This is a genomic window from Rathayibacter sp. AY1B5 (assembly GCF_002932795.1).
Classification (GTDB): domain Bacteria; phylum Actinomycetota; class Actinomycetes; order Actinomycetales; family Microbacteriaceae; genus Rathayibacter.
In genome coordinates this window covers 71851-84458 of sequence record NZ_PSWM01000003.1, presented here as the reverse complement: position 1 = coordinate 84458, position 12608 = coordinate 71851, and the positions used below count along the sequence as shown (strand labels likewise).

Genomic DNA, 12608 nt, shown 5'->3' with positions numbered 1-12608 from the left:
GGGCGCGGTTCGGATCACCCCCGCGGATGCACGATAATAGAGGGATACGTCACGAAAGGGGAACTCTATGGCGGCCATGAAGCCGAGGACCGGAGACGGACCGATGGAGGCTGTTAAGGAGGGCCGACTCATCGTCGTGCGCGTTCCGCTCGAAGGAGGCGGACGCCTCGTCGTCTCGGTCAACGATGCAGAGGCGAAAGAGCTGCACGACGCGCTCGCGTCGGTGGTGTCTCCCGCCTGATCCGCACCGTCGTGAACGCCCGTCGCACACCGTGCGGCGGGCGTTCCGTCTGTCCCGGGGGAGCAGCGCTCGTCAGGCGCGGCGCTTGTTGGCCTGCAGCAGGCCGTCGCCGATCGGCGAGAGCACGCTGACCACGGCGGGGGAGGCGCAGACCTCGGCCACCAGCGTGCGGAACGCGGTCGCGATCTCGTCGCGCTGAGCGGGGTTGGCCACGCGCCCGCGCCACAGCGCGTGGGGGACGAGGACCGTCCCGCCCGGGCGGACGAGCCGCAGCGCGTGCTCGACGTTCTCGATGACTTGCAGCGGATCGCCGTCGACGAAGACGATGTCGTAGGAGTTCTCGTTCATCCGCGGCAGCACCTCGAGGGCGCGGCCCGGGATGAGCCGGAGCCGGTTGGGCGAGATGCCCGCCTCGTGGAACTGAGCGCGCGCGTGCTGCTGATGCACCGCCTCGGAGTCGATCGAGGTGAGCATGGCCTCGGGGGCGCCGTCGAGCAGCCACAGGCCGCTCACTCCGGTGCCGGTGCCGATCTCGATGATGGAGGTCGCGCGGGCCGCCGCGGCGACCAGCGCGGCCTGCGCGCCGATGGAGGGGGAGACGGCGTCGATGCCCAGCTCGACCGAGAGCCGGCGGGCCGAGGCGATGGCCTCCGACTCGACGACCGCGTCCTCGGCGTACTTCCAGTTGGCATCCTTGTCGGACACGGGGGCGCTCCTCTGATCGGTGCACCGGGCGGATCGCGCCCGGGCATCGTCAGGGTACGGTGGCGCGCGGGCTCCGCGAGGGAGGCGCGGCGGGTTAGTGTTGTCCTCGTGTTCGGTCTGACGTTCGACAAGCTCCTCATCATCGGGGTCATCGCCGTCTTCGTGCTGGGTCCCGACCGCCTCCCGCACTACGCCGCCCAGCTCGGGCAGCTCGTGCGCAAGGTGCGCGGATTCGCCACGCAGGCCAGGGAGCGCGTCAAGGACGAGATGGGCGACGAGTTCAACGACGTCGACTGGAAGAAGCTCGACCCGCGTCAGTACGATCCCCGCCGCATCATCCGCGACGCCCTGCTCGAGGACGATCCGGCCCCCACGGTGAAGCCACCCACCGCTGTCGCCGCTCCGGTCGTGCCGGGTGGAACCGGCTCGGCGCAGGACAGCTACTACACGACGATGCAGCGCTCCGTCTCGTCCGGAACGCTCTCGAGCGTCGCTCCGCCGCCGATCGACTCCGAGGCCACCTGACCCCTGCTCCGTGAGGAGCACCGGAAAGGCGTCTCGACCGACGCCGCCCGTACGAAGGGGTGCGGAGGAGTCAGCCGACGGCGAGCGGGAGCCGACGGCCGGTCAGTCCTCGCGGCCGCGCGGCGAGCGTCGCCGCCAGGGCGTCGATCGCCCGGGCAGCAGGATCCTCCGGATCGCCGACGACGACGGGCACGCCCTCGTCGCCCCCCGCCCGCAGCGCCACGGAGATCGGCAGCGACGCGAGCAGCGGCACCTCGTCGCCCGCCGTGGTGAGCCGACGCGCGACCTCGGCTCCGCCTCCGCTGCCGAAGAGCTCCAGTACCGAGCCGTCGGGCTGGGGGAGCCCGGACATGTTCTCGACCACTCCGATGATGCGCTGACCCGACTGGCGGGCGAGCGCCCCGCTGCGCTCGGCCACGTCGGCGGCCGCCGGCTGCGGAGTGGTGACGATCAGCACCTCCGCGTGCGGGAGCAGCTGCCCGATCGAGATCGCCACGTCCCCCGTCCCCGGAGGCAGATCGAGCAGGAGCACGTCGAGGTCGCCGAAGTACACGTCGGTGAGGAACTGGGAGATCGTGCGGTGCAGCATGGGCCCGCGCCACGAGACGGCGGCCCCTCGGGTGTCGCCCTCGAGGAACATCCCGATCGAGATGACCTTCACGCCGTGCGCCACCGGCGGCAGCATCAGCTCGCCGACGCGGTTGGGCCCCGCGACGCGCCCGTCGTGCATCAGCCCGAGCAGGCCGGGGATGGAGAAGCCGTGCACGTCGGCGTCCACCAGGCCGACCGCGAGTCCCCGCTGGGCGAGGGCGACCGCGAGGTTGGCGGTGACGGTCGACTTGCCGACACCGCCCTTGCCGCTGGTGACCGCGTAGACGCGGGTGAGCGAGTCCGGGCCGAAGGGCATGCTCCGGCGGCCGCCCTGGAGGCGCTCGGTGAGGGCGGTGCGCTGCGCCGGCGTCATGACTCCGACCACGACGTCGACGGCCGTGACTCCGGGAGCCGAGGCCGCGGCCTCGCGGACGTCGCGCTCGATCGCGGAGGCGGCGGGGCAGCCGACGATGGTCAGTCGGATCGCGACGCGGACCGCGCCGTCGACGGCCGCCTCGACCGACTCGAGCATGTCGAGCTCGGTGATGGGCTTCCGGATCTCCGGATCGACGACGCGCGCGAGAGCCGCCCTGACGGCGGTCTCGATCGCGGCGACGTCAGGCATCGCGCCGCTCGGGCGCCTGCGCCCGATCCTTCTCGAGCTCCTCGAGCAGGCCGCGCAGCTCCGAGCGGATGAAGTCCTTGCTCGCCATGTCGCGGATCGCCAGGCGCAGGGCCACGACCTCGCGCGCGAGGTACTCGGTGTCCGCGAGGTTGCGCTCGGCCCGCTGCCGGTCCTGCTCGATCTGCACGCGGTCGCGGTCGTCCTGGCGGTTCTGCGCGAGCAGCAGCAGCGGCGCCGCGTAGGAGGCCTGCAGCGAGAGGATCAGCGTCAGCACGGTGAAGCCGAGGGCCTGCGAGTCGAAGCGCGCGTCCGCGGGCCCGTAGGTGTTGAACATCAGCCAGAAGACGCAGAAGATCGTCATCCCGACCAGGAACCACGGCGTGCCCATCCCGCGGGCGAACGACTCGGTCAGCCGGCCGAAGCGGTCGCTGCTCGGGCGGTTCCGCCGCGAGAGGACGCGGGTGCGCAGCCCCTTCGGGGCGTCCAGGCGCCGGTCCTGCTTGCTGTCCCTAGCCACGCGCGCCCCTCCGTCCCCGTCGTGTCCTGCCTGTCGCCGCGGGTGCCGGCGGCACGAGCGGGACGCCCTGCGTCGCCGTCGTCACCGGCTTCCTCGGTTCGTCGTCGTCGCCGTGGCTGCGCCAGTCGTCGGGGAGGAGGTAGTCGAGGACGTCGTCGATGGTCACCACGCCGACGAGGCGGTGGGACGCGTCGACGACCGGCACCGAGACGAGGTTGTAGCTGGCCAGGATCCGGGCGACCTCGGCCGCCGAGGTCTCGGGCGTGATCGGGTCCATGCTCTGGTCGAGCAGGGTGCCGAGGCGCTCGTGCGGCGGGTAGCGGAGCATCCGCTGGAAGTGCACCATCCCGAGGAAGCGGCCGGTCGGCGGCTCGTAGGGGGGCAGCGTGACGCAGACGGCGGCCCCGAGGGCCGGGGCGAGCTCGTGGCGGCGGATGAGGGCGAGCCCCTCGGCGACGGTCGCCTCGGAGGAGACGATGATCGGCTCCGTCGTCATCAGACCGCCGGCGGACTCCGGAGCGTAGGTGAGGAGCATGCGGACGTCGTCCGCCTCCTCGGGCTCCATCAGCTCCAGGAGCGCCTCGCCGCGCTCCTCCGAGAGCTGCGCGATCAGGTCGGCCGCGTCGTCCGGCTGCATCTGGTCGAGCACGTCGGCGGCACGGTCGTCGTCCAGCCGGCCGAGGATCTCGACCTGCTCGCTCTCGGGCATCTCCTCGAGCACGTCCGCGAGGCGGTCGTCCGAGAGCTCGCCGGCGACCTCGAGCATCCGCTGCTGCGGCAGGTCGAGGAGGGTGCTGGCGAGGTCGGCGGGCTTGAGCTCGGAGAGGCTGGCGACGTACTGCTCGGCGGACTGCGCCTCGGTCGAGACGCTCTCGCGGACCTCGCGCCAGCCGGCGAAGGCGGTCGCGCCCTTGGCGAAGGGGGAGGGGCTGGTCTTGGGCCGGCGGACGAAGAGCTGCGCGAGCTCCCACTCGCCGGGAGCGGCCTCCTCGATCGCGACGTCCTCGACGACCGCGTCACCGGAGCCGTCCACGAAGCTCACCCGGCGGCCGAGGAGCTCGGCGATGACGCGGACCTCGCCGCCCCGCTGCTCGAAGCGGCGCACGTTGATGAGCCCGGTGGTGATGATCTGGCCGCTGCCGATGCTGGTGACCCGGCCGATCGACACGAAGACGCGACGGCGCCCGGGGATCTCGACCACCAGGCCGACCACGCGCGGGGCGTCGTTCTGCCGGTAGACCAGGAGCACGTCGCGGACCTTGCCGACGCGGTCGCCCGCCGGGTCGAAGACACTGCATCCGGCCAAGCGCGCGACGAAGACTCTGGCGGAACTCACGGCTACAAACCTAGTGCCGTGCAGCCGGGCGGACGCCGAGCGTTCCCGGCCCGCCCTCGGCCGGTTCTCCGAATCCGTTCAGAGACCTTCAAGAGGCCTGTGCGATTCTGTCCGGGTGACTCAGCAGACGCCGTTCAACGGCCGAGGGCCGGCCTTCCCCACGATCCCGCGCGGGGAGATCCTCGCCACGTTCGACACTTACCAGGAGGCGCAGGCCGCCGTGGACGTGCTCGCCCGCGCCGACTTCCCCGTGCGCCAGCTCGCCATCATCGGCAACGAGCTCAAGAGCGTCGAGCGGGTGACCGGCAAGCTGACCTGGGGCCGTGTCGCCCTCGCCGGAGCGGCCTCCGGCGCGTGGCTCGGCGTGTTCCTGGGCCTCCTGCTCATCATCTTCTCGCCGACGACGGAGTTCTCCTTCCTCATCGCGGCGGTGCTGCTGGGCGCCGGCTTCGGAATGCTCTTCGGGCTCGCCTCCTACGCCGTGAACCGCCGCCGTCGCGACTTCACCTCGACCATGCAGGTGATCGCGACCAGCTACTCCGTGCTCGTGGACCCCGAGGTGGTCAACCGCGCGCGCAACCTGCTCGACGGCACCGCCCCGGCAGAGGCTCCGCAGGCGGCCTGGGCTCCGCCGCCCGCCGCGGTCGGCGACCCGCAGCCGCAGCCCGTCCACCCCGAGGACGACCCGCGCTGACGATCCTCCACGAAGGCCCCCGGTCCGCCGGGGGCCTTCGTCGTTCCCGGGCGGGGCGGCTCAGGCGGAGCCGACCGGCGGGAGGACGATGTCGACCGCGAGACCGCGGGGGGAGCGGTTGACCAGAGCGACCGTCCCGCCGGCCGAGAGCACGGTGGTGTGCACCAGGGCCAGTCCCAGACCGCTGCCGCCGGAGGCGAGGGTCCGGGAGTCGTCCGGGCGGGAGAAGCGGTCGAAGGCGACCGGGATGAAGGTGTCGGGCATCCCCGGTCCGTCGTCCGAGACGCTGAGCATCAGGCGCCCGTCCGCCTGCGAGAGGGAGGCGACGATCATGCCGCCGCCGTTCATGGCCTGGATCGCGTTCCTCACGAGGTTGTCGATCACGCGTCCGAAGTCCTGGGACGCGACCGCGTAGAGCCGCGCGGGCTCGCGCTCGTCGATCTCGTAGTCGATCTCCACCCCCGACTCCGAGGCCAGCAGACGCGTGCGGTCCACGGCGCCCACCAGTTCGTCGACGAGCTCGGCGAAGGGAGCGGTCGGGCGGACGGTGCGGCTCTCGATGCGCGAGATGTCGAGCAGGGCGGAGGCGAGGCGCACGAGGCGGTCGACGCTCTTCTGCGCGTCGAGGATGACCCGGTCGACCGCGACGGGGTCGTCGACGCGGTGGTGGGCGATCTCGAGCTGCGCCGAGAGTGCGGCGAGGGGCGTGCGGAGCTCGTGGCTCGCATCCGACACCATCTGCTTCTCGCGGGCCAGCGACGCGGTCTGCTTGGTCAGGAACGCGTTCAGCGTCACGGCGAGCTCGTCGATCTCGTCGCGCGTGCCGACGACCGGGAGCTGGTCGCCCTGCCCGGGCTCGGCGGCGATCTGATCCGCTCGCGCCCGCATCCGGCGGACCGGGGCGAGTGCCGCGCCCGTCAGGATCCACGAGGCGAGCCCGAACGTGACGACGAGGAAGATCGCGGCGTAGACCAGCACGTGGGCGAAGTCGTCGAGGACGAGCTGCGAGGCGGCCTGGTCGCGGGCGGAGGCGACCTGCCAGACGCCGCGGTCGCTCTCGATGGCCGTGAAGCGGACCAGGTAGCTGCCGTTCGCCGTCGTCACGTCGGCGTACCGCGGCGAGGTGTCGGCGGGCTCCTCCGCCAGAGCGCCCAGCACTGCGCCGCTCAGGCGCGAGGGCATGGTCGAGGTGCTGACGCTCCCGTCGGGCGCGAGGGCCAGGAACAGCTGGCCGGTCGACGAGCCCTGCGTGCGCGGGACGTTGCCCGCGGAGATGTCGCGGCGCACCTCGTCCTCGATCGACATCAGGATCGTCCGCTCGCTGCGGTCGACGATGCCGGTGACCACCTGGTAGAAGAGCAGCGCCGCGAGCGCGAAGAGGGCGGTCGCCACCGCCACCGTTCCGACGGTGATCCTCGCGCGGATCGAGAGCGCGCCGACCCGGCGGCGTGCCGTGCTCATCCGCGACACGGGCTACTCGACCGGGCGGAGGAAGTAGCCCTTGCCGCGGACGGTCACGATGCTGACGCCCGTGTCCTCGGTCGGGAGCTTCTTGCGCAGGTAGCTGACGTACTGGTCGACGATGTTGTTGTCGACGATCTCGCCGCCGCCCCAGATCTCCGAGAGGATCCGCTGCCGGGTCACGACGGAGCCGACGGGAGTGATGAGGAGCTTGAGGAGCTCGAGCTCCTTCGGGCTGACGTGGATGCGCGAGCCGTCGGCGGTGCGGCGGATGCTCGATCCGTCCACAGTGATGCGTCCGACGTCGATGGAGGTGGACATCAGCGACGGGCTGCGGCGCAGGAGGGCCCGGAGGCGCGCGTTGAGCTCGGTGAACGCGAACGGCTTGGTGAGGTAGTCGTCCGCTCCGGCGTCGAGGCCGAAGACGCGGTCCTCGATCGCGTCCCGCGCGGTCAGCAGCATGATCGGCGTGGGCCGGCCGAGCTCGCGGATCCGGCGGCAGATCTCGAAGCCCGACATCGCCGGGAGCATGACGTCCACGATGGCGGCCGAGAACTCGGCGTTGCTGAACGCGACGAGCGCGTCGATGCCGTTGGTGGTGAGCACGGCCTCGTAGCCGGCGTCTTCGAGGCCGCCGACGAGGGCCTCACCCATGGCTGGATCGTCTTCGACGACAAGGATCTTCACGCGCTCACCCTACGGCCCGGCTCTCAGGAAGACGCACTGCGCGGGCCGTGTGTCGATCGGTTGCGGGATCGACCCATCCGATCGGCGCCGGGCGACGAATGAGGGATGACAGACCGCTCGGGGGCGTGGCGGGAGAGGCGCGATCAGTGTCGCAATTCTACTCTTCTCCCCCCGACTGCTCGATGATACTGTTCGCGAAGTTCACCTCTACCGTCACCCGAAGGCGGCACAAACATGCTCAATATTCTTTCCATCTGGGCGCGTCTCGCGCTGTCGGTCCTCCTGTGGATCGTCCTTCTCCCCGTCATGCTCGTCCTGCTGCCGTTCCGCACGGGCAGGAGCGCCTCGCTCCCCGCCCTGCGACCGGTGCCGGTGCCCGCATCGACGGTGGCGATCGACACCCGGAGCACCAGCGGCGCGTACTAGCCCCGCTTCCCGGGTCGTTCCGGGTCCGACGCCGCGCTCCCGTGAGCTCCGGTGTCGTCCGCCCGCCGATCCTCGACACCCCGAACAGCCGCGCTGCTCTCCGCCAGGAGGTCGCGCGGCTGTTCGTCGTCTCCCGAGTCGATCCCGACTGACCGACAGGTGTCGCTTTGAGCTACTCTCGATCGCGAGCCGCGTCAAGCCCTTCGCAGAATCTCAGGGACTGGCAATACAGTGCTCCCACATGGTTCACCGATCGGAAGGAACACGGATGCTTCGCGCCACGCTCGACACCGCTGGGATCCAGCTCGATTCGACCACCGGAGTCCCCGTGCGACCCGACACCCCGGTCTCGGTGGTCGCGTCGGCGCCTCAGAGCCTGATCTCGCGGATGCTCGGACGCCGCCGCTGCGAAGCATGCGGGGCGGCCTCGGCCCGTCGCCGCGACGGCTTCTGCTCGGCCGACTGCGCCGGCACCTTCCACCTCTACGAGTGAGCCCGACCGGCCGAGCGCCGGTGGTGAACGTCCCGAAGGCCCGTGATCGACGATCGCGGGCCTTCGTGCTGTCCGGGGGGGGGGCACCGGACGAGAAGCGCTCGTGACGGACTCGGTCGCATCCCGGGTGACGCTGCTCGGCCCGCAGCGGCGAGGGTGCTCCTCGAGGGGCGACCGGCATCGGAGCCGAGCGCTCGCATGCCGGGAAGAGGAGCGGAGGACCGCGGATGTGCCCCCAGTAGGATTCGAACCTACGCCCCTGCCTCCGGAGGGCAGTGCTCTATCCCCTGAGCTATGGGGGCCAGGAGTGCCTGACCACATTAGCACCCGGGCGGGGCGGGCCCCGACGCCGGGAGCGGTCCTCGCGCGTGCCACCATGGAGCCATGCTGCGCACTGTCTCCGCCTCGCTGGATCTGCGTCTGAACGGTCCGACCGACCTCATCTTCCTGGTGGCGGCGACGCCCACCGGCGATGCGTTCGAGGACTCGTTCACCGTCCGGCTCGACGGGCAGGACGTGCCTGTGCGGGAGTTCCCGGCCCGGCACGGCGCGCGCGTGCACCGTGTCGCGGGGAACGAGGGCGACCTGCGTGTCGAGTACCGGGCGCGGGTCGCCGGGCACGGCGCTCCGGACGAGCCGAGCGAGCTCGAGCTGGTGGAGTACCTCCGCCCGAGCCGGTACGCCGAGGCGGACGTGCTCGGCGGCATCGCCCGGCGCGAGTTCGGGCGGGCCCGCGGCTTCGAGGCGCTGACGGCCGTGGAGGAGTGGGTGCACGGCAACCTGTCCTACGTCTACGGGTCGACGGTCGGCACCGGGGGAGCGGCGCAGGTGATCGAGAGCGGCCAGGGCGTGTGCCGCGATTTCGCGCACACGGTCGCCGGGCTCCTCCGCGCCCTCGACATCCCCGCCCGGGTGACGGCGGTCTACGCGCCGGGGCTCGAGCCGCGGGACTTCCACGCGGTCACGGAGGCGTGGGTCGGCGGCGCCTGGCACGTCGTGGACGCGACCCGGCTGGCTCCGCGCGGGTCGATGCTGCGCATCTCGTCGGGCCGGGACACGGCCGACACGGCGTTCCTCAGCAGCTATCTGACGGACCTGCGCCTGACCGGGATGAGCGTGGAGGCGGACTGCGACGCGGCGCTCGTCGACGACCACGTCTCGCCGGTGCGCCTGGGCTGACGCCGGGGTCAGCCGGCGAGGGCGCCGATCGCCGACCGCACGAGCGGCTCGGGGTCGCCCGGCTCGACGAAGGAGGCGCTGGACGCCTCGATCCAGTACTCGCCGACGAAGGCGTCCGCGGCGCCCCTCCCCTCGGCCACCTGGTAGTAGCCCTCGATCTCCGGCGGCTTGCCGTAGGTGGGGACGGCCTTGCTGGTGGTGAAGAACTCGTTCTTGAGCGCCTCGATCACCGCGGGGTCGAGGTGGGCCACGGCCAGCTGCAGCTCGGCTCCCGAATCGTCGGACCATCCGCAGACCAGCCCGTCGTACTGGGCGATCTCCTCGGAGACCGCGGTGGTCTCGATGCCGTCGTCCGGGGAGAATCCGCCCCAGAGGCCCGCGAGCGCCGTGGCCGGGACCAGCTGCTCGCAGGCGAGGGGGATCGGCGTGCCGCTGACGGCACCGCTCGCGCTGGGCTCCGGATCGGCCGCGGGGGAGCAGCCGCAGAGAGCCGCCGCGACGAGGGCGACGAGGAGGAGGGCGGCGGGACGGCGCATGCGTCGCACCCTAGCAACGCCGCCCTGCTGAGCGGCTCCGCGGTGCAGGAGAGACGGAGGGCGCGGGCGCGGCGGCCGGTAGAATCGCTCCCCGTGACTCCCGAACAGCTCGCCGCCTCCCTGCACGCCCTCGTCCTCGACGCCGTGCAGCGACGGGGGAGCGACGCGGGCGTCGAGCTCTCGGACGTCGTGCTGGAGCGCCCGAAGAACCGCGACCACGGCGACTGGGCCTCGAACATCGCGATGAAGCTCGCGAAGCGGGTCGGCGCGAATCCGCGCGAGCTCGCCGCCGAGCTGGCCGAGGGGCTCGGCGCGGTCGAGGGCGTCGCCTCGGTCGAGGTCGCCGGTCCCGGCTTCCTCAACGTCCGGCTCGAAGCCGCGGCCGCGGGCGCCCTGGCCGGCGCCGTCGTCGAGGCGGGCGAGGCCTACGGCACCGGATCCGCCTACGCCGGCGTGCGGATGAACCTCGAGTTCGTCTCCGCCAACCCCACCGGCCCCATCCACATCGGCGGGACGCGCTGGGCGGCGGTCGGCGACAGCCTGGCCCGGATGCTCCTCTCGCAGGGCGCCGAGGTGACCCGCGAGTACTACTTCAACGACCACGGCGCGCAGATCGACCGCTTCACGCGGAGCCTGCTCGCCGCCCACCGCGGCGAGCCGACCCCGGAGGACGGCTACGGCGGCGCCTACATCGGCGACATCGCCGAGCGCGTCGCCGCCGCCTACCCGGGCGACCTCGCCGTCCTGCCCGAGGAGGAGCTCGCCGAGACCTTCCGCTCGATCGGGGTCGAGCTGATGTTCGGCGAGATCAAGCAGAGCCTGCACGAGTTCGGCGTCGACTTCGACGTGTACTTCCACGAGAACTCCCTGCACGAGTCGCGCGCCGTCGACCGCGCGATCGAGCGCCTCCGCGAGCTCGGGCACATCTTCGAGGCGGACGGCGCCACCTGGCTGCGCACCACCTCGTTCGGCGACGACCGCGACCGCGTCATCATCAAGAGCGACGGGGAGGCGGCCTACATCGCGGGCGACCTCGCCTACTACCTCGACAAGCGCGAGCGCGGCTTCGACCGGGCGATCATCATGCTCGGCGCCGACCACCACGGCTACATCGGCCGGATGATGGCGATGTGCGCGGCGTTCGGCGACACCCCGGGCGTGAACCTCGAGATCCTGATCGGCCAGCTGGTCAACCTGCTCCGCGACGGCGAGGCGGTCCGGATGTCCAAGCGGGCGGGGACCGTCGTCACGATGGAGGACCTCACGGAGGCCGTCGGCGTGGACGCCGCGCGCTACTCGCTGGTGCGCTCCTCCGCCGACTCGACCCTCGACATCGACCTCGACCTGCTGACCAAGCGGAGCAACGACAACCCCGTCTACTACGTGCAGTACGCCCACGCGCGCACCCGCCAGGTCGCGGCGAAGGCCGCGGCGTCGGGCGTCCCCGTCGAGCCGTTCGCGCCCGAGACGCTGGTGCACCCGACCGAGTCGGCGCTGCTCGGCGGCCTCCAGGAGTTCCCGCGCATCGTGGCGCACGCCGCGGAGCTGCGCGAGCCGCACCGCGTCGCGCGGTACCTCGAGGAGGTCGCCGGGCTCTACCACCGCTGGTACGACAACTGCCGGGTCGTGCCGCAGGGCGAGGACCCGGTCGAGGCCGTGCACTCGACCCGGCTGCGCCTGAACGAGGCGACCGGGCAGGTGCTCCGCAACGGGCTCTCACTCCTGGGCGTCACCGCTCCGGACCGGATGTGAGCGCGTCGGGGGCGGCGCCGCGGCGCCGGCGCGGGGGACGCGCGGTCGTGGTGGTCGTCGTGGTGCTGGTGCTGCTCGTGGTCGCGGCGGTTGTGGGCGACTCGCTCGCTCGCCGCGCCGTCGCCGACCGCGCCGCCGCGAGCCTCCGCGAGGCGCTCGCGCTGCCCGCGGACCGGGCGGTGGACGTCGACGTCGCCGGCTGGGCCGTGCTCCCGCAGCTCGTCTCGGGGCGACTGGACCGGCTCGACCTGAGCAGCTCGGACGTGACCTTCGGCGAGCTCGACGGCGATGTGACCGCGACCCTGATCGGCGTGCCGGTGAGCGGAGTCGGAGCGGTCGAGTCCGGCAGCACGACGGTCGCGATCGACGCGGCCTCGGTCGCGCGGCTCGTGACCGAGCGCAGCGCCGTGCCGGTCGACGAGGTGACCCTGGACGCTCCGCTCGTGCGCGTGACCGCCTCCGTCGAGGTGCTCGGCCTCCGGCTCGGCGCGGGCGTCGGGATGGAGCTCGCCGCCGTGGACGGAGCCATCCGGCTGACCCCGGCCGAGGTCTCCGCCGCCGGAGCGACCTTCTCGGCGACCGACTTCCGCGACCGCTTCGGCGCCGTCTCCGGCGACCTGCTCGCTCCGTCCTCCGTGTGCATCGCGGACTCGGTGCCGCGCGGGCTGACGCTGACCGGTGTCGAGGTCGCCGACGAGTCGCTGAACGCGAGCTTCGCACTCTCTCCGACGTTCCTCAGCGACCCCGCCGAGCAGGAACCGGGCACCTGCGCCTGAGCCCGCGCGGCGCCGCCGCCCCGGACCGGTAGGATCGGAGCCCTGTGCCGGCGTCTTCCGCGGG

At 72.2% G+C, this 12608-nt stretch carries 15 protein-coding genes and 1 tRNA gene; 8 read left to right on the top strand and 8 right to left on the bottom strand.

What is annotated here, in order from left to right; genetic code table 11:
• Positions 1–67: 67 nt before the first annotated feature.
• Positions 68–241 carry a DUF3117 domain-containing protein gene (locus C5D44_RS03680; protein WP_068208299.1) on the top strand — a complete coding sequence of 58 codons (174 nt, stop codon included), beginning with the start codon at positions 68–70 and terminating at the stop codon, positions 239–241.
• A gap of 72 nt (positions 242–313) precedes the next feature.
• Here the strand turns inward: C5D44_RS03680 and C5D44_RS03675 are convergent, their stop codons facing one another.
• Positions 314–946 (bottom strand): O-methyltransferase, encoded by a 633-nt coding sequence (locus C5D44_RS03675; RefSeq protein ID WP_104222989.1) that lies wholly within the window; start codon positions 944–946, stop codon positions 314–316.
• A gap of 108 nt (positions 947–1054) precedes the next feature.
• On the opposite strand from C5D44_RS03675, the gene C5D44_RS03670 reads away from it, so the two are divergent.
• On the top strand, positions 1055–1471 hold the full coding sequence (locus tag C5D44_RS03670) for a twin-arginine translocase TatA/TatE family subunit (protein WP_146076468.1): 417 nt from the start codon (positions 1055–1057) through the stop codon (positions 1469–1471).
• Positions 1472–1541: 70 nt separating this feature from the next.
• Here C5D44_RS03670 and C5D44_RS03665 read toward each other — a convergent pair whose 3' ends face one another.
• Genes C5D44_RS03665 through C5D44_RS03655 form a run of 3 tightly spaced genes read right to left on the bottom strand, consistent with a single transcriptional unit; the run spans position 1542 to position 4540 of the window.
• Positions 1542–2687, bottom strand: a complete 1146-nt coding sequence (locus C5D44_RS03665) for an Mrp/NBP35 family ATP-binding protein (protein ID WP_104280873.1) — start codon at positions 2685–2687, stop codon at positions 1542–1544.
• On the bottom strand, positions 2680–3204 hold the full coding sequence (locus C5D44_RS03660) for a DUF1003 domain-containing protein (RefSeq protein ID WP_104277239.1): 525 nt from the start codon (positions 3202–3204) through the stop codon (positions 2680–2682). Before C5D44_RS03660 ends, C5D44_RS03665 begins: the two co-directional genes overlap by 8 nt.
• A complete protein-coding gene (locus C5D44_RS03655; RefSeq protein WP_104225554.1) occupies positions 3197–4540 on the bottom strand; it encodes a magnesium transporter MgtE N-terminal domain-containing protein in 1344 nt (447 codons plus the stop codon). The genes C5D44_RS03660 and C5D44_RS03655 overlap by 8 nt, the downstream gene beginning before the upstream one ends.
• 115 nt (positions 4541–4655) lie before the next feature.
• On the opposite strand from C5D44_RS03655, the gene C5D44_RS03650 reads away from it, so the two are divergent.
• Positions 4656–5234 (top strand): general stress protein, encoded by a 579-nt coding sequence (locus tag C5D44_RS03650; RefSeq protein ID WP_104280872.1) that lies wholly within the window; start codon positions 4656–4658, stop codon positions 5232–5234.
• 60 nt (positions 5235–5294) lie between these two features.
• Here the strand turns inward: C5D44_RS03650 and C5D44_RS03645 are convergent, their stop codons facing one another.
• Positions 5295–6695 (bottom strand): cell wall metabolism sensor histidine kinase WalK, encoded by a 1401-nt coding sequence (locus C5D44_RS03645; RefSeq protein WP_146087967.1) that lies wholly within the window; start codon positions 6693–6695, stop codon positions 5295–5297.
• A 12-nt stretch (positions 6696–6707) separates the two neighbouring features.
• Positions 6708–7382, bottom strand: a complete 675-nt coding sequence (locus C5D44_RS03640) for a response regulator transcription factor (protein ID WP_258059273.1) — start codon at positions 7380–7382, stop codon at positions 6708–6710.
• Between the two features lie 234 nt (positions 7383–7616).
• Here C5D44_RS03640 and C5D44_RS03635 point away from each other — a divergent pair, with 234 nt between their 5' ends.
• Together C5D44_RS03635 and C5D44_RS03630 are read left to right on the top strand one after the other, a co-directional pair.
• Positions 7617–7808: a hypothetical protein gene (locus C5D44_RS03635; RefSeq protein WP_104249560.1), complete on the top strand. Its 192-nt coding sequence runs from the start codon at positions 7617–7619 to the stop codon at positions 7806–7808.
• A 268-nt stretch (positions 7809–8076) separates the two neighbouring features.
• Positions 8077–8301, top strand: a complete 225-nt coding sequence (locus C5D44_RS03630) for a hypothetical protein (protein WP_104277242.1) — start codon at positions 8077–8079, stop codon at positions 8299–8301.
• A gap of 230 nt (positions 8302–8531) precedes the next feature.
• Here C5D44_RS03630 and C5D44_RS03625 read toward each other — a convergent pair.
• Positions 8532–8603 (bottom strand) — tRNA-Arg (locus C5D44_RS03625).
• 82 nt (positions 8604–8685) lie between these two features.
• Here C5D44_RS03625 and C5D44_RS03620 point away from each other — a divergent pair.
• The gene (locus C5D44_RS03620; RefSeq protein ID WP_104280870.1) at positions 8686–9480 is read left to right on the top strand and encodes a transglutaminase family protein; all 795 of its coding nucleotides are present in this window, start codon (positions 8686–8688) and stop codon (positions 9478–9480) included.
• Between the two features lie 8 nt (positions 9481–9488).
• Here the strand turns inward: C5D44_RS03620 and C5D44_RS03615 are convergent, their stop codons facing one another.
• Positions 9489–10016: a hypothetical protein gene (locus C5D44_RS03615; RefSeq protein ID WP_104280869.1), complete on the bottom strand. Its 528-nt coding sequence runs from the start codon at positions 10014–10016 to the stop codon at positions 9489–9491.
• Positions 10017–10109: 93 nt separating this feature from the next.
• Here C5D44_RS03615 and argS point away from each other — a divergent pair, with 93 nt between their 5' ends.
• Both argS and C5D44_RS03605 read left to right on the top strand, forming a co-directional pair.
• Complete coding sequence (gene argS / locus C5D44_RS03610; protein WP_104280868.1) at positions 10110–11768, top strand: arginine--tRNA ligase; 1659 nt, start codon at positions 10110–10112, stop codon at positions 11766–11768.
• Positions 11769–11815: 47 nt separating this feature from the next.
• Entirely contained in the window at positions 11816–12544 is a 729-nt protein-coding gene (locus C5D44_RS03605) for an LmeA family phospholipid-binding protein (protein WP_181109921.1), read from the top strand.
• Positions 12545–12608: the final 64 nt, after the last annotated feature.